Origin of the sequence: Clostridium thermopalmarium DSM 5974 (genome assembly GCF_002995795.1) — a bacterium.
Lineage (GTDB): Bacteria > Bacillota > Clostridia > Clostridiales > Clostridiaceae > Clostridium_H > Clostridium_H thermopalmarium.
In genome coordinates this window covers 48269-73811 of the sequence record NZ_PVXN01000068.1, presented here as the reverse complement: position 1 = coordinate 73811, position 25543 = coordinate 48269, and the positions used below count along the sequence as shown (strand labels likewise).

The following is a 25543-nucleotide window of genomic DNA, read 5'->3' as shown; positions in this document are numbered from 1 at the left end:
AGCAATAAGATAATTAAACCTTATTGCTTTTATTTTTTACTATTTATTTTAAAATTTAAATCTGCTAGTTGCATTTAACAGTTTTAATGCAATTGCTGTTAAACTTTGAGATACTGAAGCAACTTCTTCTGAAGATGCTGAAAGTTCCTGTGATGATGCTGCAGTTTCTTCTGTAGCTGCAGTGTTTTCTTCAACTACTGAGCTTATTGTTTCTACTCTTTGTAAAACTATGTCTTTTGATTTTACTATTTCATCCATACCTTTGTAACTTCTTTCCATAAGTGGCGCTATATTTTCTATGGATTCTAATATATCACCAAAAGAAGCTACAGTATTTTCTACAGCACTTGTCTGTGCTTCAATAAATCCTCCTACATCATTTGATGTTTTTATTACATCTTCTGTGTCATCTTTAATGGATGTTACCAATTGAATAATTTCTGAAGTTGATTTTTTAGATTCTTCTGCAAGTTTTCTAACTTCTTCTGCAACCACAGCAAAACCCTTTCCTGCTTCACCGGCTCTAGCAGCTTCTATGGCCGCGTTAAGTGCAAGCAAATTAGTCTGCTCTGAAATTGACGTTATTACATTATTTACATTACCTATTTGTTTAACTGATTCTGTAAGATTTTTCACCTTAGAAATTACTACTTCAAAGGCATTTTTAATTTCACTAACCGACTTAATCAGCTTGTTCATTTCTTGTTTTCCAACATTAGATTTATTTGTAGTGTTATCGGTTTCAGTTTTTACATTTTCTAATTCTTTATATACATTTTCAATACTAGCTGTTAAGTTAGCCACTAAATTAACTATATCTTGTAAATCATTAGCTTGGGAAGTTGCCCCTTGTACAACCTGTTCCATAGTTTTTGAAAGTTCCTGAGAAGAAGAGGCTATTTCCTCTGAAACAGATGATAAGTTTTCTGAGCTTGAAGTTACAGTTTCTGCATTTTCTTTTATATCTTTTAATGCTTCCTTTAAATTTGCAATTGCAGTTTTTAAAGATCTATTCATTTGAGCAAACTCATTTTTGCCTTCTGTTTCTAATTCCACTGAAAAATCATAATTAGATAGTTTTTCAGTAACATCATTAATTTGCTTCATTGAATTTCTTAATATTCTTGTTAAAACTAAACAGAATACTATTGCTATCACTGATACAAGGCCAAAAATACCAATAAATATTTTCTGTGAAGTTGAATAAACAGAATTTGCTTTATTTGTCGCTTCCTCTGATATTTGTGCATTTAAATTTACTAAAGTATCTATATCTTTTTGAATATTAGTTCCTAATTCGCCTAGCTTCTCTGTTTCTTGTAAATTAATTGCTGTCTTCGCTTTAAGTTTTGTTATCAACTGTTGGCTATTTTGCATATATATATCATAACTTTGTTCTATACTTTCAAATAACTGCTTTTGTTCATCGTTCATACTTGAATTTTTATATTTCTCAAAAACTTGTACTAAATCTTCTTTTTTACTAAGTATATTTTGTTCAATAGTTGAATCGTATTTTTGGGAATAAACCATTTGATCCATTGAAAGTCTTATACTGTAAATTTCTGTCTCTACTTTTTTAAGTTCAAGAGAAGGAAGCATTCTATCATTATAAAGATCATTCATGTCATCACTTAAAGTTTTCATATTGCTTAAAGATAAAAATAAAATAATAATTAGTGAACCAATTAAAAAAGTATTCAAAGCAATAAACATAGAAATTACTTTTATATTTTTAAAAAAATTGGGGCTGCTTTTTTTAGAATTTTCTTTTTCTATTTTTAAATCTTCCCTTCATCATCATATTTTAATTTAAATCTTCTCATGAAAAATTAATATTAATAATACAACAATAAATTCAACTCCTCTTAATCTAAAAACCTTCCTATTTTTACTTAATTATTCTTTAATTTCACCACTAACTATATACTACCTCCCTATAATATTGAATTATTTAATTTTAATCATTTATATTCAAAGAATAATAAATTGATTGAAATTATTTATTTGAATTATTATAATTGAATCTTCCCTATAATATATATCATACAAATATGACATATATCAACATTATATTTATAGAATTTTTCTCTTTATATACTATTTTACCTATATAAATATATTTTGATAATATTTTTATTTTGAATTATATTATAATTTTTAAAAAAACACATATTTTTATAATTGTATTATTTATACTTATACAAATTAAAATTTCCTACATTTAAGACGAATGTAATCAAATGAACAATTTTGTATTTACTTATTAAAAATACCTTGCATTTCAGCAAGGTATTAGATAAAAACAAGATTTTCTTTTCAATTTTTAATATTTATACTAAATCCTGATTTAAATTTTCCATCAAACCTATCATGGTAAATCGCAACTTTTTCAATAAGCCATATTACTATTAATTTTTATAATTCCACATTCTTTGTCAGCTAATAATTTTAATACATCATTTAAATATTTCATCTGTTCATTATTATGTATCCAATTAAATAAAAGAGGTCCTAGGCGAAACGCAAAAATACTTTTATAACTTTTATCAGCTATCTTCTTACAAATAATATTAGTAGAGTAACCAGCATCACCAACAATATATTTATGTATTAAATATAAAAAATCCTTTTTATAATAAATGTAAAAAGGCTGTTGACAAAATATGTTTATCAACAGCCTGAGAGAGAGGACTAAGCCTCTCTCTGCACATAAACATTCCTTTCTTCTCCTAATGTATGTCTCACAAAACCATAATCAAAGTACCTGCTGTTATTAAAATGGAACCAATTAAGGACTTTAATGTAAATTCCTCATGTAAGAAAATAAAAGCCAGAATAAGTGTTATTACAACACTCATCTTATCAATTGGCACAACCTTTGATGCTTCGCCTGTCTGCAAAGCTCTGTAATAACACAGCCATGATGCACCTGTGGCAAGTCCAGATAGAATCAAAAATATCCAGCTTTTCTTACTAATTTCAGACAAACCACTCTGTGCATGAGTAAGGAAAACCATCACCCACGCCATAACAACTACTACAACTGTTCTTATTGCTGTTGCAAGATTTGAGTTTACACCATCTATGCCGACTTTCGCCAGTATAGAGGTAAGTGCTGCAAAAACTGCAGACAGTACTGCGAATAGCATCCACATACAATATTACCTCCATTTTAAAGTATTTAATCGCTCTAACTATCAGCCAGTGAAAGATTTCTGTCCTACACTTCTGACGGTATAAGTTTAATGGCTAACGTTATCAATGTCGGCAATTGAATCATACCCATTAATACACCTAAAACTCAAGTAATTCTGTATGAAAATCTTTCTTATCAACAGAAAAATTGTTAATTTCAAGATAGTCATATCTTTGATTTATTTCCCTTCTTCATCTCTTTGCAAGAAATATAGAAGCACCTCTGTACGCTCTCTCTGCTTCTTTTCTAGAACATCTGGCGCCCAATTATAGAAACCCTCTCCGCTCTTGCTTCCTAGTTTTCCTTCTTCCACTTTATATTGCATTAATTTTGATGGTTTTGTATAATTACATAAATCTTCAAATAGGTAAGTTGATATATTATGGAATATATCTAAGCCACCTAAATCTGCACTACATAACGGGCCTGTAACCGCCAATCTTCTTCCATGTCCGTATTCAATAGCTTTGTCAACTTCTTCAGGTTTTGCCCATCCTTGTTCAACTATATATAAAGCTTCTCTGAGAAGAGCTAATTGAAGACGGTTTCCTATAAAGCCCAAACATTCCTTTTCCATACGAACAGCTTTTTTACCTATAAACTCAACCCACTCTATAGTCTTAGTCATTGTCTCTTCTGATGTATTTTCTCCTGGAACCACTTCAACTAAAGGAATTAATTGAGGTGGATTCCAAAAATGAGCTACTACTATTCTTTCAGGGTTTTTTAATTTATTTTCCTCGTAAATTTCCCATGAGGTGAATGGGTTACGTTCATTATATTTTTTAATTATTATTCATTTTCTGATTCAATAGTACCTGTTGTTTGAGTAATATCCTCCAAATTATATTGTCGTCTTCCCCAAACTCCCCAATAAATTGGGAAAGCAATTAGTGAAATAAGCGCCGCTACGTAATATAAAACATGATAGTTTGATGCTGTAGCTATGGCTCCAAGTATGGCAGGGGCGATCCCAACACCAAGATCCGAAAATGCCCAATAAGTTGACACTGCAAAAGGACGTCTTTCATCAGATACTTGTCTATTTACTATTACATTCAATGTGGAATTAAGTGTACCATACCCTAGTGCGCCGCATAATGCACATATAATAATTGTAATCATACAAGGTTTCCACGCAATTAGTAAGATTCCTACTGTCTGTGCTATAATGCAAGGATAGCAAATCGCATTATCCCCAACCTTATCCTGTATCTTTCCAGCTGCTGGTCTTGATACAATAAGCATAGCCGCATAAATCAAAAAGAAATACTTGAACTCATTTATGTTACCTACTCTATCCAAACAAATCATCTAGGTCTTTTCGACTTTTTACTATTCTGCTTTCATCAACTCCTGACACCTGCGCCAACTTAACAGAATGTTCCGCTCTATCACTACTATTTCTTGTATCATCAAAAGTTGCTTCTATTTCAATATAAAGTTCTTGATACTCCTTCTCAACTGCTGCAACAAATTCAGCCAAAAGTTCTGTTAAATACTTATCATATACTTCTAGTCTACCATAGAACGCACAAATACGTTCCTTTTCCGCTGGTGTTCTTAGATCTGATAAAATCTTATCAACAAATTGATTCAAAGCCTGGTCAATAATAGGACCAAATCTTATACGTAACTCTTTTAATACGAGCATAACAAGTCTTACCCAGCCTACCAAATTCAGATGGCAAATAAAACTTACAATATTACCTTCAGTAATTCCATGAACTGCTGCATCAGCGCCATCCACCAAGCACAGAGTTCCATTTCCAACAATTAACATTATTCTTAAATCCGCATGCTTACTTGTTGGTATGCTCTCTTTCCAGGTCTTCTTTCTAATAAATTTCTGACGTACTGTCCAGAGCACTTTAATCATCAGCTCATTTATAACTACAGGAATAGCCATTGTTACACCAAAACGTGCATCATAGCCTTCTTCAAAAACTGATATCATTGTCTCTGCAAATGTCTTTCCATCAAAATTACCAAAATCACAAAGCAAAAATAATTCATAAAAAGGCATAGGAATACCTGCCCCTCTACCAATCTTTCCTGGTTTTCTCGTGGAAGATGATCCCACTAAATCTGAAATTATATGCCCTATCCAGTTGACAAAACCACAAAAGACCATTGATGGTAAATTTGTACCCTGCAAATATGGAATTGCACCTGATGTCTTTTGAGGAATTGCGTGAATTATTTTACCTTTATCTATAAACGTAGCATACCCCATAAACTGATCAATAATTGAAAAAATTAATCCTATAGGATCTGGACTATGAGCAAGTGCCAGCAAATGATGATTTATAGGACGCATTCCATCAAGAACACCTTTCTCAACAGCTAAGTCCTTTGCATATCTTGCATCATAATTAACTGGAAATGCCTGCTCTAAATATGAAATGCACTGTTCTAGTGTCTTGGGCATATCTTTACTTTTTCCTTTAGTTCGCTTATCATTTTTCCAAAAAAAGTGAGCAGCCTTTTTTACAAATCCATCAGCAACATTATCTACTTTTTTACCTAATACACTAGTTAATGGGTCTCCAACGAAAAACACGTCAATAAGGCCAGCAGCACCTCCACAAAATACAGCCATCATATAATCATATTTATCGCATTTTGCTTTAGACCAATCATCTGAAAGGACATTCACTGGTTCACATTGTTTCTCATCTATCATGCAATTTTCACTCCAATTCTCTTAGACAACGCTTCTGCAGAATTCATAAGTTCCATTAACATATATTTTTCCGTATCAGTAAATTTCCTGTAATCAGTTTTTCCAGTATCTTTCAAAGATTTCACTGTTTTATTAACTCCTGTATTTAAAGGTACAATTGCCTTTATCTCTACAAGAATCTTAGTCTTTATTTTCTGAATTTTATTAGTCTCATCCTTTATTTCCTTAGTATATCTTTCTGCCTTTTCAGCAATCTTCTTATTTTTACTATTAGCCAGAAGTCCTCCGCCGACTAATGCAGCACCACCTATAGCCCAACCTACAGGACCAGCCATAGCAAGAAAGGCTTCTCCAGCACCAATTCCACCGCCACCAGCAACTAAAGCTCCTCCACCTAGCCATGCTAAAGCAGCATTCGTTTGTGCTGCCCCTGCAAGTGTAGCTATCGCCGTACCTGTTGACGCGGTACCAAATGTTGTAGCTATACCCATAGCCACTGTCGGCCCAAATGCAGCAACACCTGCTCCAGTAAGTACTCCTGCTCCTGCAACATTTTTCCCAACTTTATCTGCTTTTTTAGCTTCAATCTTAAGTTTTTCTACCTCCTTCTCAAATGCCTGTCTTCTAATGGATACCTCAGATGCCATTTTTTCTATTTCATGTGGCTTATTTGAAAGAGAATGAATGTAATCATCTACATCTTTTAATATTTTAACTGCTGTTTCTTTATTTTCATGAAGCTCTGTACTCTTCTTAATTGTAGCCTCATATTCTTTCTTATATATATTGCTTGCCTCTTCACACTTTTTTAAGGCTTCTTTTTTATATCCGGCATTTAACATATAAGTTCTCCTTTCAAAATCACTCTGTACTCTCTGCTAAAAATCATATAACATTAGCTGTACAGAAAGACTATATATATATTCCATTTTTCTTCTGCTTTTTTAATAATAATGTATTCCATGTAATAAATACACCAAAAAATAAAAAAGCACTATAGTATAAATACGGTAGTTTCCTAAACATATAAATAGCTACCCTTTTACAGGTTCTATAGCTTTGCACCGCAGTTTTTCACCTATTTTACGATTTATTAAGTTGATTATATTTTAGTATCTTAGACAAACAATGTCAATGTATACATATAAATCAAAAAAGCTGGTAAGTAAATCAGCAGTCAGATTTCATATTATTTGATGGCGTAATCGTTGCATTACATATGATGATTTACACGTCCTTGACATCCATGTAACGCTCTCAACGTGGAATAAGTTGATGAAATTAATGTCTGTAGGCCATTTTAGAAACTATCTGTTCGTAGAAACATGTCAATAAGCAAAGCACTCTACGAATTATTACGCAAAGTGCCCAAAATTACTCTAATAAATATAAGGGTTATTATCTGTGACACGTTTTACTCCCGGCACTTCATATGTGCCGTTTAATATTTTATCAGAGGGTTGATAAAGTCTTAATAATAAATTGAAATCATCTTTCGGCGCAGGCAGCCAATTAGATTTATGGTTTGTCGGTTGACTATTTTGAATATAAATATCCAATGAGCCATCATCATTATACTCAATCCCTGGGGTGTAATCCGCAATGGCATATCGTTTAATATCATTTTCAACTAAATGAAAATCCTTGTCATACATTGTTACCGACCAAAAAGCTTCTACTGGTGGCAGCTGGTCTTTATCGAAATGCAAAACGTAGTTATACTTTCCATTTAACTGATTTCCCTGGTCATCGGTAAAAGTTCTTGGACAAATGGCTTCTTCATCCACATTTGCCCCAAGCCCCATATAAGCGACAAAAGCTCTTTTTAGAAATTGGTCTCCATATGCGCCAATACCTGTATATATCATCCATCCATTATTAAATCGTGGGTTTACTTCTTCCTGACTATTTGAAATTATAACAAATGCATCTTTTGCTGCTCGAATTAGACCCGCAATAGTATCAGGATGAAGTTTGCTGGCATCAAAGCCATAGACCCGATTGATACCGATATGCTCGAATTCTTTTTCAAAGGATTCATTATCAGTAGTAGGATTTAAAACCATTAAGTCTGTCATAGTTTTGAAGAAATCTATAGCGCTTAGGTCTTCTACCTTGTTTTTTAAAAGTAATTCATTTGCAGTTTTTATTACATGTGGGCTACTATTTTCATCCAGCGAAGTCAGTGCGAATTGCTTTAATATTTTAATAGCTTCCTCTTCATCATCCTTGCCTTTTGAAAGAACGCGGACTATAACCCATGCAGTGTTTGTAGGGGATTTAACTGCTTTTAACCCTGATAGCAAAACACCTTTCCAATCCGGCCCCAGGATGGCAAACTTTCCGGCTTTCGTTCCTGTAGTACGGCGCCCTATACTAGAAAAAGTATTTGAATATGCATCCATAATTTGAACTACATAGTACCTGTCATTGGTATCAGGAACAATAAGAACTACAGGATTTTGAGAAAGATCTAGCCAAGCAGTGCAATAAACAGTATCAACATTTGGTGATACTACATCCTTGTACTCCGATGTAATTGGTTCATGAAACAACACATTGGAAGCAGTAAGAGCTGGTTGCTGGATTGACGTAATGAATCCTATCTTTTTCTATCCCATACTTATATGACATTTTTCCTTCTATAAAAATAACACTGATATCATTTTTATTTTATGATATCAGTGTTATTTTTTGTAAATAATTTTTTATTCCTTAAAAATAGTCTTTTATATCTCTCACAGATGAAGCCTTATCATTATTAAAATTTAATTACTTTTGGCTCTTCTGCAAATGAATAAAAGATAGCTGTTGCATCCTCAAAGTAAAGAACCTCTGTATTGTCATCCTCCGCTGAATACATAGATTGAAGCTCTGGATAATTATCAAGCATATGCTTTTTTGCCTCTACCCTGTCATCTCTGATGAGCTTACCTGATACTCTAAGCCACTTTCCATCTGCAAAAGCGCAAATCTCTGCTTTAGGATTTGCTTGAAGCTGCTTAGATACTTCTTTTTTCTTTCCTGTTTGGATATAGAGCTTTCCTTCAAAAATATCTACTGTACCAAACGGTCTAACTCTTGGCTGATCTCCTTCTACTGTAGCCAAATAATATGTTCCACAATTCTTTAAAAACTTATAAACTTCCTGCATTTAATGTTACCTCCTATTATATTGTCTTATAAAATATATTACAATCTTCAAGAAGTAATATTTATTTCATCCTCTATTTCACCGGCCTAAATATGCTTACAATATATTCTAATTAACCTTTAATAATCTTCACATAGAATTCTCTATTTCTAGGTCCATCAAATTCGCAAAAGTAAATTCCCTGCCAGGTTCCAAGCATGAGTTTTCCATCCATGATTATCACGGTACATGAGGAGCCCATGAGAGAAGCCTTTATATGAGCATGAGAATTCCCTTCAAAGTGTAGGTATTCTCCATATACAGGATAGGTTTTATCCAATGTAGAAATCATGTCTCGTACAACATCTGGATCAGCATTTTCGTTTATTGTGACTCCGGCTGTTGTATGGGGTACATAGATAACTGCAATACCATCCCTAACATTGCTGTTTTTTACTGCTTCAGCAACCATATTTGTTATATTGATGAACTGCTCTGGTTTTGTGGTTTGAATTTTATACTTCATAATACAATCCTCCTTTTGCATGAAATTAGCAAATAATCTGATTATGGATAGACATGTCTGATAGCCGCACTAACAAACTCAGCCAGTCCCGGTATCTTTTTATCTAACTCACTTTTATGTTCTAAATATTTCTTTCCAATACTGCGAAATGTTTCATCATCACATGGGAAAATTAATTGTATAAATTCTCTATAAGCTGTAACCGCCTCTTTTGCCTCTAAACTGTCAGGACCATTTTCCATGGCTTTGCAGAACTTTTGTATAATATCCTCAGCAAAGGCAATAAGTTTATCGAAATCCATATGTGCCATTTTATAAGCGTTTTCTAAAACAGATTTGTTGTTCACTTTGCTCAACATTATATTGCTTTTCGCTACCGGAAGAAAAAAACTGCTTTCCTTTAACAGTCGTATTTCATTTGCATACGTTCTTTTTAATGCTTCAATTCTATTTTTATCAAAATCCCTAAGCATTGAAATATCAAACTCATCATTCAAGATACGATCAACCGAATGTATCATTTTTTCTATTTGAGATTGTTTTTCTAAAAGAACCTGCTTATGCTGCCTCAATAACTCCTTTTCTATTTCCGCTGGATTATCAAGTATCAATCGAATGTCCTCAAGGGAAAGACCAAGCTCCTTATAAAACAATATGCTCCATAGGCGGCGCAAGCTGTTATCGTCATATAAACGGTAGCCAGATTCCTTCACTGCACTAGGTGGTAATAACCCAATTTCATCATAATATTGTAAGGTACGTCGGCTTACACCTGATAACTTACATACTTCATTTACACTTTTCAACTTTATCCTTCTTTCTATCTATTTAAATAGATTCTTAATCTTTTCCATCATTTTTTAAAAAAACCTTGACTCGAACGTTACGTTACAGTTTATACTATCATTGTAAACATCATGTATTGCTTTGTCAACTGAAAAATCAATGACAAAACATACTTACATTGCAAAGGAGGATTTATTTATGATAGGTACAAATAAAAAAGCCTCAGAGCTTGAGTCCATTCCAAAGAACATCATGAACATTGCTTGGATTTTAGTACTTGGGGCAATTATGCCTCTGCTTGATTCAACAATGGTAAATATCGCAATCAAGCACTTAAGCAGTGATTTCAGTACTGGACTTGATTCAATTCAATGGGTAATTACAGGTTATGTATTGGCTATGGCAATTTCAGTACCGCTTGCAGGCTGGATGGTTCAACGTTTTAATGGTAAATGGTTAATGGTTAGTGCTAATATAGTATTCTTAGCAACTTCCATTGCTTCAGGACTTAGTTCTAATATCTATTTATTGATTATTTCCCGAATTATTCAAGGTGTCAGTGCTGGTTTTATTATGACATTAGTGACTACTTTGGCTATTGAAGTTGCCGGAAGAGAACGAATGGGACGAGTGATGTCAACTGTTGGTATTCCAATGATCTTAGGTCCAATCCTTGGCCCGGTTATTGGAGCTATGATTGTCCAGTTCTTGTCATGGCGTTATATTTTCTTTGTCAACATTCCAATTGGTGTTATCGCAATCACTTTAATGATTTTGAAGCTTCCTGACTTCACACCGGCAAATATAAAAGCCAAATTCGACTTCATTGGTATCACTTTATTAGGTGCTAGTTCGGCATCTTTGATTTATGGAATTTCGAAAGCGTCAAAAAATGCTACTTTTAACAACAGCATCACTATTTCTTATGTTGTTGCTGGTATCATAATTTTAGCCATCTACATTATTTACGCTGCTATAAAAAAAGACCAAGCAATTCTACCATTACACTTGTTTAAATCAAAAAATTTCAGTGCTGTCGTAGTTGGCTTGTTCCTTGCTGGAATTGCTACCAACGGTCCAATGTTGTTATTACCATTATTTTTCCAGAATATTAAGGGCTTTTCAGTTTTAAACACTGGATTGATCTTGATTCCACAGGGTATCGGTATGTTAGTTGTTCGTCCATTGATCGGCAATATGACTGATAAATTAGGTGCACGTAATGTTGTTCTAGTAAGTTTAGCATTAGCTATAGTGGGAACCATCCCATTTGTCTTCTTCAACGAGACTTCTTCACTTATTGTTATTGCTATTGTCTTATTTATTCGCGGTATAGGTATAGGAGGTGTCACCATGCCAATGATGACTGATGCGTACACTGGCATGGTCAAACAAGAAATCGCACAAGCCAGTGTCGGAACTAGGCTGGTACAAAATATCGGTGGTGCCTTTGGTTCAGCAGTGCTTGCAACGGTTGTTAGCCTTAGGGTTCAAGATAAAACACCAACAATTCCGCTCATGACTGCCGCTTACCACGACGGTTTCATGTTGGCATTAATCCTTAGCTTGGTAATGATTATTCCATCTTTATTCTTAACCAATAAGAAATCCAAGAAATAATATTTTCTAGCAAATAGGCTAAATATCATTTTTTTCACTCAACATAAATGATATTTAGCCTGCTTTTTTGACAGCTGTTCCACCGAACGTTAATATGAAGTCGAAACATATCTAACTGAGCAAACATCAAGTTGGTTTTGTAAACATAATTAATCTTTTCTCTTAGCAGAAACATAATCTTTTAAAAGATATCTTTTTTTGCCCTGCGTTATATTACCATATTCTATTGCTTTTTTAGGGCACTTGGAGATACACGCCATACAATGGGTACAGTTTTCACCCCATTTAGGCTTTTTATCAACAACTTTAATATTATTTAAAGGACAAACCTTTTCGCATATTCGGCAACCTACACATGCATCTGTAGTATAAAAATCCTTTGCAACTAGCTTATATTTTGTCCACAACGGCGCAAAAGGAGTAATAATCAAGATTTCAAAAAGCCATACATGTCGACTTTTAACCCTTCTTCCATTCTTAATGTCTTCAACAACTTCCTTCACTTTTTTAGTAGCATTTGAAATCTTTAAACGAATTACTTCCTCATCATCCATAGAATATTTATTATTAGCAACATAGTTTCTTGGCATTACAAATTCCACACAGCCCAAACACTTTAATTTTTTTCTAATTGAAAATAGTTTTGCTTGAACTTTTGCACTGCCACAATAGCCACCACTTGTAAAAACAAAATACACCTTATTATTTCCGTTAAATGTTATTGACCTTAAGTACTTCATCAAAAACAAAGGCATTTCACAAACATATATAGGAGAACAAATTACATAAGGCTTTTCTGAATACAAAGGCGATTTGTCATTATTCCTAATTCTATCAAACAAATCTATACATTCATCACCTAATCCATCACAAATCAATTTTGCTACATATTTTGTATTTCCTGTACCTGAAAAATATAATACCATATTCTTAATTTCCAGCCCTTCACATATACTCTTTTTATTCATAGTTTTATTCAATGAAAATCATATTCATAATCGCTCTTAAATATGCTATTAAACAATTTAACAAGAACGATATTATGTATAAGAAAAATGGGCATAGCCGGTAATCTATACCAAACTATGCCGATATTTTTTCTTAAATCAATATTTAGAAGAATATATGCAAACTACGCATTCAAATGGTCTTAATTTTATTTTATTATCCTCTAGGATAATGTTATCATAATTACCTAATAGCTTTTTATATTCTGAAATATCCTTAGATAAGTTTAGAACAACTTCTTTTTCTTTTAGATTATTTATTACAAGTATTTCTTCATCTTCATCAAAGCGTCTATATACTAATACATCTTCAAAATCGTCATATAAGAATTCTATCTTTCCATCTGCAATAAGCGGTTCTTCTTTACGAAGTTTCACTAATTCCTTATAATATTGTAAAATAGAGTCCTCTTCTAATTCTTCTACTTCAACATTAATATTCTTATAGTTTTCTGGCAAGTCAATCCATGGCTTAGAACTTGAAAATCCAGCATACTTACTCTTAGACCACTGCATTGGCGTTCTTCCATTATCTCTAGAACGAGCTTGTAGAATTTTTATAGCTTCTTCATGAGTCTTTCCAGATTGTCTCATAATTTCATAATAATTTCTACTTTCAACATCTTTAAATTGATCAATATCTGTAAAATAAGAATTAGTAATACCTATCTCTTCACCTTGGAAAATATAAGGTGTTCCGCGCATGCAGTGAATACAAGTGGCCAACATCTTGGCTGATTGTTTCCAATAAGTCTTATCATTTCCGAACCTGGAAACACTCCTTGGCTGATCATGATTACACCAGAATAGTGCATTCCAACCATTGCCTTCTTGCATACCTTCTTGCCAATCTTTAAATAATTTCTTTAAAGCACGATAATCCGGTTCTTGTATTTCCCACTTGTTTCCGTCTTTGTAATCTACCTTTAAATGATGAAAGTTAAATGTCATAGATAATTCTTTTTCTAGTGGATTAGTATAACGAATACAATTGTCTAGTGAGGTAGAGGACATTTCCCCTACCGTTATCATATCTTCTATTCCTGTATCTGCCACAAGTTCTTTTAAATATTCATGAACATGAGGTCCATCTGTATAGAACTTTCTACCATCACCAGTTTCATCATTTTGGAATTGTTCTGGTTTTGAAATAAGATTTATAACATCAAATCTAAAACCTTTTACTCCTTTATTCTTCCAAAATCTAATGACTTCCTTTAGTTCATCTCTTACTTCTTTATTGTCCCAGTTTAAATCTGCTTGTGTCTTATCAAATAAATGTAAATACCATTTTTTTAAGTGTGGTACATATTCCCAAGCACTACCACCAAACTTGGATTCCCAATTGGTAGGTGGTTCATTTGGATTACCATCTTTAAAGATATAGTAATCCATATATTTTTTCTCCCCTGCTAGCGCTTTTTTAAACCACTCATGTTCTGTAGAGGTATGATTAAAAACCATGTCAAACATCAGACCTATATCTCTTTTGGCAGCTTCTGAAATTAATTCTTCCACATCTTCCATGGTTCCAAATAGAGGATCTATGGAAAGATAATCTGCCACATCATATCCATTATCATTTAAGGGGGATTTAAAGAAAGGAGTCATCCATATATAATCTACACCAAGGCTCTTAATATAATCTAACTTTTCCGTAACACCTCTAATATCACCAATACCATCACCATTTGAATCCTTAAATGATTTCGTATATATCTGATATACGACGCTGTTTTTAAAATTACCCAATCTATTTACCTCCTATTGTAGCAACAACATCTTTACCTGCACTTACTTGCTTTCCAGTAAAGAACTGTGTTGTTTTTTCTTTTGTAGTCTCTGTAATTACCAAAATTGTAGTTGCTTTATAACCAGCTTCTTTAATCTTTTTCTGACTAAAAGCAATTAATTTGTCACCTTTTCTCACTCTATCTCCTGCTTTTACGAATGGTGTAAAACCATCTCCATGCATATTTACAGTATCAAGACCGATATGCAGCAAAATTTCTGTTCCATCATTAAGTTTCATTGCGCATGCATGATTGCTACCTTCCATAACAAGAGTAACTTTACCATCAGCTGGAGCAACTAAAATTTCATCTGTAGGTTCAATGGCTATTCCATCACCTACTATCTTCTTAGAAAATACATCATCAGAAACTTCTGTAATGTCTATAGCTTCTCCTGAAAGAAATGCAGATAATTTTATATTTGAAGATACTTTTACATTATCATTTGTTGCAATTTCTTCTGCTGCATTAGTGTTTATTTTTGCATTTGAATCGTTTACGTTTAATTTCTTTTTACCAACCACAACTGTTAATACAAATGGTACTGCAATAGCAATCACCATACAAATTGCAAAGTTAATCATGTAAGCTGGTTGAATAGATAAAATTCCTGGTAGACCACCTATACCAATTGCATTGGCAGTAGTTTTAGTTACAACGCACACTATTGCTGCAAGGCAAGAACCAATCATAGCACAAATGAATGGAAAGTTATATTTTAAGTTAACACCAAACATAGCTGGTTCTGTTACACCTAAGTAACAAGAAATAAGAGAAGGTATATTTACTTCTTGTGCATCACTATCTTTTCTTTGTAAATAAGACATACCAAGTACTGCAGAACCTTGAGCAATATTGGAAAGTGCGATCATTGGCCAAAGCATTGTACCGCCAAAGTCTGCGATTAACTGCATATCAATAGCATTTGACATATGGTGAAGTCCTGTTATTACAAGTGGTGCGTATACAAATCCAAATACTGCTGCAAATAATGCTTTAAATGGACCAGTAATTCCTGCATAAACTACAGATGAGATTGCAGAACCGATTTTCCAACCAATAGGCCCTAATATAAAGTGAGCAGCGATAACTGATAATAATAAACTACAAAATGGTACAACAATCATAGAAATAACTTGTGGCGTAATTTTTCTAAAGAATTTTTCTAAATATACTAAAGTGAAAGCTGCTAAAATTGCTGGTATTACTTGTGCTTGATAACCGATCATATTAACTTTAAAGAATCCAAAGTCCCAAGCTGGTATTTCTGTAGCACCTGCAACTGCATAAGCATTTAATAATTGACCTGATACTAAAGTTAAACCTAATACAATACCAAGCATCTGTGTCGTCCCCATCTTCCTGGTAACAGACCAACAAATACCAACAGGTAACATATGAAATACCGCTTCACCAATTAACCATAAGAAACTATCAACACCGGCCCAAAATTGGCTAATTTCAACAAGTGTTTTTGTTCCATTTTCAAATAAATATAAACTATCAATACAGTTTCTAAATCCTAATATAAGACCACCAGTTATAATGGCAGGAATAAGTGGTGCAAAAATTTCCGCTAAAGCGGTCATAATACGTTGTAAAACGTTTTGATTCTTTTTTGCTGCCTTCTTAACTTGCTCTTTAGATACTCCTTCTACACCTGCCACCGCTATGAAGTCATTATAAAAATCAGCAACTGTGTTACCTATAATAACTTGAAACTGTCCTGCTTGCGTAAATGTTCCTTTTACTGATTTTAATTTTTCTATTTCTTTAATGTTTGCTTTTGAAGGATCATTAAGAACAAAACGCATTCTTGTCATGCAGTGAGTAACTGCTGCAATATTTTCTTTCCCACCAATCAGTTTAAGAAGCTGAATGGAATCGTTTTGATATGTTCCCATAATTATTCCCCCTATCATAACTTGTTTAAACAAGTATTATATATATTTTATATCACACTTGTTTAAACAAGTCAAGAAAAGTTTCTTGCAAATTCATTGCTTAATATATATAATTGTCCTATCATAAAAAAATATCCCTTTAAGGAGATGAACAACATATGCCCAAGACTAAATTCGAATACATTTATTATGATCTAAAAGAGAAAATAGAAAATCAAGAATACATTTTTCAAGAATTGCTGCCTTCAGAGAATAATCTAGCCTCAATTTATGGTTGCTCAAGAAATACCATTCGTAGAGCTATTTCTTCATTAGTAGAACAAGGGTATGTACAATCAGTACACGGAAAAGGTGTTTATGTTATATATCAGCCTGTGGATCAAACCAACTTTACCATTGGTGGGATTGAATCTTTTAAAGAATCTGCTATGAGGAATCATAAGAAATATCATACAAAAGTCATACAGTTTACAGAAATCATAGCCGACGAAACTATAGCAACAAAAACTGGATTTTCAGAAGGGACAGAGATTTACTATATTCAAAGAGTTCGTTATTTAGATAACAAGGCTCTTATCCTAGATATCAATATGTTTTTAAAAGAAGTCGTCCCTGGACTTACTAAAGAAATTGCAGAACGTTCCATATATGAATATATTGAAAATGAATTAGGTATGCCTATTATTACAAGTAAACGCCGCATGACTGTAGAACGAGTAACTGAGACTGATAAGAAATATCTAGAATTAAATGATTATAATTGTTTAGCTGTAATTAGCAGTCAGACTTATAATGATAAAGGGATTATGTTCGAATATACTCAATCCAGACATCGCCCCGATTATTTCTGTTTTCATGATACAGCCACAAGGAAACGCTAAAAAAGCTAGAGAACTTAGATATCTCTAGCTTAGATTTTTTGTATTCAGCATTTGATATAGTTTCTGATAAAGCTCAATGTACACCAACCCTGTTAAGAGTGTTTTCATATATTGTCTATCTTGCAGAAAACGCTATTAGTAGCTGTTTATGATAAGCTTTACCGTACAAACTCCACCTCCGGATAGAGTTTTGACGGTGAAAGAAGCAATGGTTGTTCAATCCCTTTCAAATGGAGATCAAAGAAAGCACTAATATAATTTCGCTGTGCATCAAGCATCTGATTAGGATCAGTTGTACCTAATAAGTTTTGTATTACCTGTGGAGGAATACTAAGCTTTTCATCAAGCATAGGAAGTAGAAACTGGTAATCTGTAAAGGTATAGTGCATTCCCTTAGGTACACTCAAATCCAATTTCCAACCATTAGAATTCTGCCAAAAGGATTTTCGGTCTGGAGCAGTTAAATGTGAATCCGGCTCATTTCCATTCTTATAGTAGCCTGAATTCATCAGCATGAAAGGACGGTCCAGACCATGATGCGCTACCGGCAGCAGATGATCAGGCACATAACCTAACGATCCATCCATATCGATTCCTGCATCAATTCTATTGTCGTCATACATTGTCTGCGCAGCAGTAGCACCACCAGCGGAGTGTCCGAATATACCAATCTTAGAAAGATTCAATGCTTTAGCAAGCCCCATAGGTAATTCTGGCTGCTCATAATCAGGATTGCTGCCTGCTTTTATTGACTCAAGCATATCTAGTATATAGCGCATATCCTTTACCCTTGTATCCAACATCTTAAGAACAACTTCCGCATTATTTTCTGGTAATTTTTCAGTTAAGACACGTCCGTCAGGAAATTCTACTGCGGATGCATCATAAGTATGATCAACTGTAACCACAACATATCCCCTGCTGGCCAGTTCTTCAACTAATACCGTACCGAAGTTTCTTGGAACCGAAGCACCTGGTGAATATAGAATTATAGGCCATCCATCCTGGCTAAAAGCCACAGGTGCATCCAACCAAGCATTTGTGCCAATAGCTACCAAGTTAATTCTTCCAGGATCTAAACCGATCTTTGAAATTGTATTTTCATCATAATGTTTAGCTGCTCCCGGTTGCATATAATGTGCTTTTTTATTGCTTTCCTGCTCAGCAGGATACCAGATACTAATCATTAGCTCTCTCTTCATATCACTTACCCATGGATCAACTCGATTTTCATCACGCAAATGTAATTCAGTTGTACCAACTAAGTATTGACCGGTTGGTTTTGGCAAATCCAAATAAATTTTCTCTCCAACATAATTTTCTTCCTTTGGAGGCAAAGATGCGAACCAAATCAGCATCCCAAACAAAACAAGTACACATACCCCGATAACAACGGTTGCAAATTTTATCATTGGAGCCGATTCTCCAATCACAGCCTTATTGATGGAGTTTACTGTAATAATATAATAAACTGCATAAATCAGTGTAAAAGCACTGACACATACAAGGATAGGCAGAGTCAAATTAACGCCGGCCATTCCACTAAACATCTTTTTTAAAAGATTTAAAATCACGATATAGTGTGCTAATCCAACCATAAATGGCAAAACAAAGATAAAGGCATTTTGCATAAGTATAGACAAATAAATCTCCTTTTTGTTAACGCCTATTTTGGCCAAAATTTTATATCGAGCTTTATCGGCATGAGCTTCGGTTAATTGTTTGAAATATAATATGCTACCAGTCGCCATCATAAAAACTATGGCAAGAAATCCTAGAATGAATACATTAAAAGACGCTTCTTCTATACCCAGTCTGTATACAGAATAGTATGTTGATACCTTGGATTGTGACGTTTTAATTGTGGCAAGTTTGTCAGCTGTCTTCTTTGTGGTTTTCTGATTTTGCACAGAATATCCAACATAGGTTATAGGAGAAACCTGTGTTTGAACTTTTTTATAATCATTGTCATTGATGACAATCATAATATCAGGAAAACTCCAATTGATAATTCTTTCTATTGTCATACCTGCAAAAGCAAATGTTATATCTTCTTTAGGCAATTTAAGTGTAATGCTCTCGCCCTCATAATCAGCAGATTTTTTGTTAGTATACATTGGACGTATAGCTATAGCTTTCCCATCATCAAGATCATCGATCATCGGAAACTTCAAAGCTTGAGCAACCAAGTTATATTGACTTATAGAAACCACTTTAATAGGGTTCTCATCTGCTTTAATATCTCTACCAGACAAAATATCTGAGCTAGAAGCCTCCCCTTTACATTTTATTACGTGAATTTCCATTTGCAAAGAAACCGGATGTTCCTTATCTGCACGAATTATGCTGTCCACAGTTTTATTAAAAGTTTTATCCTGTGCAATATACATATAACTAAAAGGTGCTGTCAAGCGTGCTGTCTTGTCGAAACCATAATACAATCCAAAGCCAACACTTACTGAACACAAAGCAAGAGCGTTTAACAAAGAAATTACACAGAGAGTTCTTGAATTTCCTTTAATTCGATAAACCAAATTAGAAATACCAACCAGGTTCATTCCTTTATAATAGCTACCCTTATTTCGCTTAGCCATTTTAAGTAGAAAAATCACCAAAGATGAAAATAGCAATGCAGTTCCTATTATAATACCACCAAGCATAACACCTAAATTAGTAATAATTTCTTTGTTGTTGGAAAAGTTCTGAAATGCAAACCAATACCCTATTACCAAACAAAGAACAGCTAGTATTGCTGAGATAACAGATGCTTTTGGTTCATGTTCACCTTCACATTCTGCTCGAAATAATTCAATTAATTTAAATTTATAAATCAAACGATATCCCTGAATAGATGTAAATAAAATAATTATCGCAAACATAATAACTGTATTGGCAACAGCGCTTAATGAAAATGTCATACCAACATCTACTGTGGTTCCAAGCAACTTAAGTAAAATCATAGTGAAAAGCTTAGATAAAAACGTCCCCACAGCAATTCCTACAACTAACACAATTGCTCCCATAATCAGGTTTTCGTAAAACATCATTTTACCAACATCTTTTTTTCGCAAACCAAGCAGTGAATATAGTCCTACCTCTTTCTTGCGTTTTCTGGCAAAAAAGTTGTTTGAATATAATATAAAAACAGCCTCGAATAGAATTAAAATAATAGATGCCACCATAAAAATGGATTGCATGCTTTGTGAAGCTTCTATACTCTTTGCTATTTCTGTACTGTACTGCAGTGAAACAAATGTATAGTAAATTACTACACTTATAAGCATTGACATAAAGTAAACCAGATAGCTTTTAAAATTCCCTCTTATATTCTTTTTAACTATATCAAACAACGTCACTTAGGCTTCCTCCTAACACATTTAAAACATCCAATATTTTCTTAAAAAACTCTTTCCGGGTAATATGGCCTTTTACAATCTCTGTGAATATTTTTCCATCCTTAATAAACATAACTCGACTGCAATAACTTGCCGCAAGAGCATCATGCGTGACCATCAAAATTGTGGCTTTATCCTGCAAATTCATCTCTTTTAAAGTTTCAAGTAAGTCTGTTGCAGATCTGGAATCCAATGCACCTGTTGGTTCATCAGCTAGTATTATACGTGGATTGGACACAATAGAACGTGCAGCTGCGGTGCGTTGCTTCTGTCCTCCAGAAATTTGATAAGGATATTTACCCAATATAGAGCGAATACCAAACTTATCTGCAATTTTATCTACCCTGCGTTCCAGCTCTTCCACTTTAATTTTGGCAAGTGCTAATGGAAGTAGTATATTTTCCTTTACTGTTAAAGTATCCAATAAATTGTAATCCTGAAAAATGAAGCCGAGTTTGTTACGGCGAAAAGTTGATAATTGTTCTTCATTCATATTGAGAATGCTTTCACCGTCAATGATAATATCACCCGAAGTGGGTTGATCAATAGTAGCCAAAATATTAAGCAACGTGGTTTTTCCAGAGCCCGATGGACCCATAATTCCTACAAACTCACCTTCCTGAACTGTCAAATCAATGCCATGTAATACCTGAGAAACATTCCCTCTTGATCCATAAGTCTTTTTAATTTGCTTTGCTTCGACTACTGTTTTCACAATATTAACCTCCTAGTTTAGTTGGATTTATCTCCTTATGTTTTTATTATTTCACATCCGAACGGTTAGATAAATTGATTAACCTTACATTTTATAATTTCAACCTTTCAATTTTGTAACATTTATCAATTTTACTCGAAATAGTATGTAGAATAATGCCCTATTATAAAACTAAAATTAGTATGTTTGCGAGTTTTAGATAAAACAATGTATAATATAAGCAATGAAATGTAAAAATGCATAAAAATTATTTTATTATCAATATTAACACTTAACAAGTGGAGGAATAAGAATGAAAATAATGATTGTAGAAGACGAACCAACAATTAGAGATATGCTAGGGGAAATGTTAGGAAAATGGGGATATGAATGTATTAAGTTTGATGATTTCAGCCAGGTGCTACAAGTATTTCTTAAGGAAAACCCTCATCTTGTATTAATGGATATTAACCTACCGGTTTTTGATGGATTTTACTGGTGCAATAAAATCAGAGAGATTTCTAAAGTGCCTATTATGTTTCTTTCCTCCCGCAATACACCAATGGATATGGTTATGTCTGTGAACATGGGAGGAGATGACTATATTCAAAAACCTTTCTATGAAGAAGTGCTGATTGCAAAAATTAAAGCATTGCTACGAAGAACATACTCTTATACCGAAACAACACCTAGTATAAGAGAGCATGATGGCATTGTATTGAACCTTAATAACGGAGAGGTATTCTATGGAGAACAGAAATCAGAGCTTACAAAAAACGAATTTAAAATACTAAATATTTTAATGCAGAATATAGGAACCATTGTAAGCCGGGAAAAGATTATGCGCAGCCTTTGGGAAGATGAAAGCTTTGTGGACGATAATACTTTAACTGTAAACATCACCCGCCTACGCAAGAAACTTGCCGAGATTGGAAAAGAAAACTATATTACCACAATAAAGGGAGAAGGGTATATAATAAAATGAGATTTTTACAGTATTTAGAGGATAAACGTCATTTTTTAATATTTTACATTGTTTTAATGGTTTTTATAACATTAATGATGTTCGTTAGTTCAGATGGATACAATCCTGTCAACAATATACTGTACACGAATTTTGGCTGCGGTCTTTTGGCAACCATATATATCGTAGCAGGGTATTTTTATAGGAATAATTTTTATAAGCAATTGGACGAATTAACAAATAATAATAATCAAAATTTATATAACTTGATATTTCCTAAACCGCAAAACCATGAGCAAAAATTTTATATGATGGTCTATGAGAAATTGCATAAAGGTTATATGGAGGAACTTGATCGCTTGCACAATGAACGAAAGGATTATCAAGATTTCATTATATCCTGGATTCATGAAGTAAAGCTTCCAATAACTGCAAGCCGTATGCTTATGAAAAATTCCACAGTCAAAACATTAGATTATATTGTAGATAAATTGGAAGACGAACTAAACAAAGTTGATAATTATGTGGAACAAGCCCTCTATTACTCCCGAATAGGCTCCTTTTCAAATGATTACTTTATTACAGAAGTCTCGCTGAATCAAATCGTTAAGGAGAGTGTAAAGAAATATTCCAAATTGTTCATTCAGAAACGCATTAGACTTACCATGTTGGATGAAGAACAATTTGTATATAGCGATAGCAAATGGCTTGGATTTGTCATAGATCAGATTGTAGCAAATTCTTTAAAATATACCGATGATGGTGGAGCGATCTCTTTTACTTTTGAATCAAATAGCAGAGAGAAACAATTATTGATTAAAGATACTGGAATCGGAATTAAACCTGAAGATATCAATAGAGTATTTGAAAAAGGATTTACGGGTTCTCTTCAAAGAAATCATTCAAAATCTACCGGAATAGGGCTTTATCTTGCCAAACAAATAGCCTTAAAGTTGGGACATAATTTATCCATACAATCAGAAGAAGATAAATATACTCAAGTTACTATACACTTTCCTAAAATATCTAGCTATTATTACCTATAATCTTAATCCCTACTTCTTATTTGAAACCTAGATTTTTATTGAAACTAAGTTGAAGTATGTAAATTATTAGGGTACTTGGAAATTGCTCTTTTTTCCCACAGCAAATATGATGCATTATATTTTTATATATACTATATATTTCCCGCAACCTATCGATTGACATATAAGGTGCGGGAAAAAGCAGTATCTAACCAAGATGTTTATTAGTATAACAATCAAGTTAAAACTATTGCTGTTCAGCGAACCTCCACCATGCGATTGTTCCAATAAACCCAACTATTCCTGTAACAGCAAGTATGACTATGCTGACGATGCCAAGAGAAGCATTTGAAAAGAATAATGAAGGAATTGCCCACGGAAAGTAAGCTGCAAGACCAGCCTGCGCAATTACATTGGAGATAACCACTATTAGGAGGGTAAAACCGATAGGAGCCAAATACCCTTTACTTATATTAGCTAATAAGGCACTTACTGTACTGACAACCATAATTAGTAGAGACGCTATCATAAAAGTAAGTAAGTTACTCATTATCAGTGTTACTGTCCCACCTCTAAGACCAATCAGAAGCCCCATAATGATCACCACTGCAAACATGAAGAGGGCAAGCACAACATCCCAAAGAAAAATAACGATGAACTTTGACAGTATTACATAGAGTTTGGAAACCGGCTTTACAAGTAACTCACTTATCGTCTTATCAGTAAATTCACGTCCGAAAACCCAACAAGCGGTGAATGAAAATCCAATCACTAAAAGAGCCGTTATAGAACCAAGCAAATCTGCCAAATATGGTCCCCAATTAACATCGGCAGCATTCATATATGTAACTAAGCCAAGCATAACTGGCATAGTAGCAAATGCAATTAAAAGTATCCAAAAAACACTTGAACGCAATACTTTAAGAATTTCACAATATATAAATGACAATATCTTCATTAGTGTACCTCCTTTGCGCCTTGAATTGTCCTTAAAAAATAACCTTCCAAATCTTCGGTAACGATGTTAAGTTGTGTTGGAGGCTGACCATAACTAACCAGCAATTCAGCCAACTTTTCGGGTTCTTCAGTTGCAGGACCTTCCGAAACCAGCAAACATCCATCTTTGCTTTCTTCAAAATTATATCCATGTTTGGCAAGAATACATTTCATTGCATCTTTATCGCGGCCATTGAGAACCACATGCTTTTGCAAAGACTGTTCCAAATGCGCCATTGTTATTTCCTGAATCAATCGTCCTCCATGAATGATGCCAATTCGGTCAACCACTTTTGCAAGTTCTTCTAATTGATGACTTGATATAAAGACCGTAACACCATAATTTCTTGATAAATCGAAAATCATCTCCCTTATTTCTACGACACCAGCAGGATCAAGACCGTTGATGGGTTCATCCAAAATCAGGATTTGCGGATTGTGTATCATGGCTTTCGCCAGCCCCAACCGCTGCTTGTTCCCCAAAGAAAGATTTTTAGCTTTTTTATTCTTATGAGGCTCCAACCCTAACTTTTGCATCACGTGAGTTATAGATTGACGATCAGAAATCATCTGCATACGGCGAGCAATTTCTAAATTTTCTATTACAGTAAGTCCTGGATAATAGGTTACATCCTCCAGATACCCCACCTCTTCCCATAGCTTGTGATTTCCAGGGTCAACCTTGCTTCCAAGCATATAGACGCTTCCAGAAGTAGGATTAAGCAATGATAACATCATTTTTATTGTTGTAGATTTCCCCGCCCCATTCAGGCCGAGAAAACCGAAAATTTCACCACGATTCACGTCAAGTGAAAGCTCGTCAACGGCACGATAATCACCAAATTTTTTTGTAAGCCTATCCATCTGTATAGCAGCGGAACTACCTCTAGTTGTTTTTTCCATTGATTACACTCCTTTGTACGAATTTCATATT

The 25543-nt window shown here is 33.8% G+C and carries 20 protein-coding genes and 1 pseudogene; 4 read left to right on the top strand and 17 right to left on the bottom strand.

Features of this window, described 5'->3' with window-relative positions; genetic code table 11:
- Nucleotides 1–48 precede the first annotated feature (48 nt).
- From CPAL_RS13215 to CPAL_RS13165, 10 genes and pseudogenes are all read right to left on the bottom strand, one after another.
- On the bottom strand, nucleotides 49–1731 hold the full coding sequence (locus CPAL_RS13215; RefSeq protein WP_278320572.1) for a methyl-accepting chemotaxis protein: 1683 nt from the start codon (nucleotides 1729–1731) through the stop codon (nucleotides 49–51).
- Nucleotides 1732–2744: 1013 nt separating this feature from the next.
- Nucleotides 2745–3158: an EamA family transporter gene (locus tag CPAL_RS13205; protein WP_106024817.1), complete on the bottom strand. Its 414-nt coding sequence runs from the start codon at nucleotides 3156–3158 to the stop codon at nucleotides 2745–2747.
- Nucleotides 3159–3377: 219 nt separating this feature from the next.
- Nucleotides 3378–3926, bottom strand: a pseudogene (locus CPAL_RS13200) (3-hydroxyacyl-CoA dehydrogenase family protein); the annotation flags it as partial.
- 65 nt (nucleotides 3927–3991) lie between these two features.
- Nucleotides 3992–4504: an MFS transporter gene (locus CPAL_RS13195; protein ID WP_170063606.1), complete on the bottom strand. Its 513-nt coding sequence runs from the start codon at nucleotides 4502–4504 to the stop codon at nucleotides 3992–3994.
- The gene (locus tag CPAL_RS13190; protein ID WP_106024815.1) at nucleotides 4497–5885 is read right to left on the bottom strand and encodes a hypothetical protein; all 1389 of its coding nucleotides are present in this window, start codon (nucleotides 5883–5885) and stop codon (nucleotides 4497–4499) included. Before CPAL_RS13190 ends, CPAL_RS13195 begins: the two co-directional genes overlap by 8 nt.
- Nucleotides 5882–6727 (bottom strand): hypothetical protein, encoded by an 846-nt coding sequence (locus tag CPAL_RS13185; RefSeq protein WP_106024814.1) that lies wholly within the window; start codon nucleotides 6725–6727, stop codon nucleotides 5882–5884. Before CPAL_RS13185 ends, CPAL_RS13190 begins: the two co-directional genes overlap by 4 nt.
- 537 nt (nucleotides 6728–7264) lie before the next feature.
- Complete coding sequence (locus tag CPAL_RS13180) at nucleotides 7265–8443, bottom strand: DUF1254 domain-containing protein (protein WP_106024813.1); 1179 nt, start codon at nucleotides 8441–8443, stop codon at nucleotides 7265–7267.
- A 203-nt stretch (nucleotides 8444–8646) separates the two neighbouring features.
- A complete protein-coding gene (locus tag CPAL_RS13175) occupies nucleotides 8647–9039 on the bottom strand; it encodes a pyridoxamine 5'-phosphate oxidase family protein (protein WP_106024812.1) in 393 nt (130 codons plus the stop codon).
- Between the two features lie 112 nt (nucleotides 9040–9151).
- On the bottom strand, nucleotides 9152–9544 hold the full coding sequence (locus CPAL_RS13170; protein WP_061858198.1) for a secondary thiamine-phosphate synthase enzyme YjbQ: 393 nt from the start codon (nucleotides 9542–9544) through the stop codon (nucleotides 9152–9154).
- 41 nt (nucleotides 9545–9585) lie between these two features.
- A complete protein-coding gene (locus CPAL_RS13165) occupies nucleotides 9586–10350 on the bottom strand; it encodes a MerR family transcriptional regulator (RefSeq protein WP_061858199.1) in 765 nt (254 codons plus the stop codon).
- Between the two features lie 178 nt (nucleotides 10351–10528).
- Here CPAL_RS13165 and CPAL_RS13160 point away from each other — a divergent pair, with 178 nt between their 5' ends.
- Nucleotides 10529–11950 (top strand): MDR family MFS transporter, encoded by a 1422-nt coding sequence (locus CPAL_RS13160; protein ID WP_106024811.1) that lies wholly within the window; start codon nucleotides 10529–10531, stop codon nucleotides 11948–11950.
- 149 nt (nucleotides 11951–12099) lie between these two features.
- On the opposite strand, the gene CPAL_RS13155 is transcribed toward CPAL_RS13160, so the two are convergent.
- The 3 genes from CPAL_RS13155 to treP form a co-directional block, all read right to left on the bottom strand.
- Nucleotides 12100–12876 (bottom strand): EFR1 family ferrodoxin, encoded by a 777-nt coding sequence (locus tag CPAL_RS13155; protein WP_170063605.1) that lies wholly within the window; start codon nucleotides 12874–12876, stop codon nucleotides 12100–12102.
- Between the two features lie 180 nt (nucleotides 12877–13056).
- Nucleotides 13057–14709 carry an alpha,alpha-phosphotrehalase gene (treC, locus tag CPAL_RS13150; RefSeq protein ID WP_106024809.1) on the bottom strand — a complete coding sequence of 551 codons (1653 nt, stop codon included), beginning with the start codon at nucleotides 14707–14709 and terminating at the stop codon, nucleotides 13057–13059.
- A gap of 1 nt (nucleotide 14710) precedes the next feature.
- Nucleotides 14711–16654, bottom strand: coding sequence for a PTS system trehalose-specific EIIBC component (treP, locus tag CPAL_RS13145; protein WP_106024808.1), 1944 nt, complete (start codon nucleotides 16652–16654; stop codon nucleotides 14711–14713).
- Between the two features lie 158 nt (nucleotides 16655–16812).
- Between treP and treR the strand changes: the two genes are divergently transcribed.
- A complete protein-coding gene (gene treR, locus CPAL_RS13140; RefSeq protein WP_106024807.1) occupies nucleotides 16813–17535 on the top strand; it encodes a trehalose operon repressor in 723 nt (240 codons plus the stop codon).
- 158 nt (nucleotides 17536–17693) lie between these two features.
- Here the strand turns inward: treR and CPAL_RS13135 are convergent, their stop codons facing one another.
- A complete protein-coding gene (locus tag CPAL_RS13135; RefSeq protein WP_106024806.1) occupies nucleotides 17694–20891 on the bottom strand; it encodes an alpha/beta hydrolase in 3198 nt (1065 codons plus the stop codon).
- Entirely contained in the window at nucleotides 20878–21645 is a 768-nt protein-coding gene (locus tag CPAL_RS13130) for an ABC transporter ATP-binding protein (protein ID WP_106024805.1), read from the bottom strand. The genes CPAL_RS13135 and CPAL_RS13130 overlap by 14 nt, the downstream gene beginning before the upstream one ends.
- Nucleotides 21646–21937: 292 nt before the next feature.
- Between CPAL_RS13130 and CPAL_RS13125 the strand changes: the two genes are divergently transcribed.
- Nucleotides 21938–22609 carry a response regulator transcription factor gene (locus CPAL_RS13125; RefSeq protein WP_106024804.1) on the top strand — a complete coding sequence of 224 codons (672 nt, stop codon included), beginning with the start codon at nucleotides 21938–21940 and terminating at the stop codon, nucleotides 22607–22609.
- Between the two features lie 338 nt (nucleotides 22610–22947).
- Nucleotides 22948–23634: a sensor histidine kinase gene (locus CPAL_RS13120; protein WP_207654943.1), complete on the top strand. Its 687-nt coding sequence runs from the start codon at nucleotides 22948–22950 to the stop codon at nucleotides 23632–23634.
- Between the two features lie 226 nt (nucleotides 23635–23860).
- Here CPAL_RS13120 and CPAL_RS13115 read toward each other — a convergent pair whose 3' ends face one another.
- Both CPAL_RS13115 and CPAL_RS13110 read right to left on the bottom strand, forming a co-directional pair.
- On the bottom strand, nucleotides 23861–24571 hold the full coding sequence (locus CPAL_RS13115) for an ABC transporter permease (protein WP_106024802.1): 711 nt from the start codon (nucleotides 24569–24571) through the stop codon (nucleotides 23861–23863).
- A complete protein-coding gene (locus tag CPAL_RS13110; RefSeq protein WP_106024801.1) occupies nucleotides 24571–25512 on the bottom strand; it encodes an ABC transporter ATP-binding protein in 942 nt (313 codons plus the stop codon). The genes CPAL_RS13115 and CPAL_RS13110 overlap by 1 nt, the downstream gene beginning before the upstream one ends.
- Between the last annotated feature and the right edge of the window lie 31 nt (nucleotides 25513–25543).

Excerpts from the sequence above, each read along its gene's own strand:
- CPAL_RS13205 (WP_106024817.1), bottom strand. The coding sequence starts at position 3,158 with ATGTGGATGCTATTCGCAGTACTGTCTGCAGTTTTTGCAGCACTTACC.
- CPAL_RS13190 (WP_106024815.1), bottom strand. The coding sequence starts at position 5,885 with ATGATAGATGAGAAACAATGTGAACCAGTGAATGTCCTTTCAGATGAT.
- CPAL_RS13185 (WP_106024814.1), bottom strand. The coding sequence starts at position 6,727 with ATGTTAAATGCCGGATATAAAAAAGAAGCCTTAAAAAAGTGTGAAGAG.
- CPAL_RS13175 (WP_106024812.1), bottom strand. The coding sequence starts at position 9,039 with ATGCAGGAAGTTTATAAGTTTTTAAAGAATTGTGGAACATATTATTTG.
- CPAL_RS13170 (WP_061858198.1), bottom strand. The coding sequence starts at position 9,544 with ATGAAGTATAAAATTCAAACCACAAAACCAGAGCAGTTCATCAATATA.
- CPAL_RS13160 (WP_106024811.1), top strand. The coding sequence starts at position 10,529 with ATGATAGGTACAAATAAAAAAGCCTCAGAGCTTGAGTCCATTCCAAAG.
- CPAL_RS13155 (WP_170063605.1), bottom strand. The coding sequence starts at position 12,876 with ATGGTATTATATTTTTCAGGTACAGGAAATACAAAATATGTAGCAAAA.
- treP (WP_106024808.1), bottom strand. The coding sequence starts at position 16,654 with ATGGGAACATATCAAAACGATTCCATTCAGCTTCTTAAACTGATTGGT.
- treR (WP_106024807.1), top strand. The coding sequence starts at position 16,813 with ATGCCCAAGACTAAATTCGAATACATTTATTATGATCTAAAAGAGAAA.
- CPAL_RS13125 (WP_106024804.1), top strand. The coding sequence starts at position 21,938 with ATGAAAATAATGATTGTAGAAGACGAACCAACAATTAGAGATATGCTA.
- CPAL_RS13115 (WP_106024802.1), bottom strand. The coding sequence starts at position 24,571 with ATGAAGATATTGTCATTTATATATTGTGAAATTCTTAAAGTATTGCGT.
- CPAL_RS13110 (WP_106024801.1), bottom strand. The coding sequence starts at position 25,512 with ATGGAAAAAACAACTAGAGGTAGTTCCGCTGCTATACAGATGGATAGG.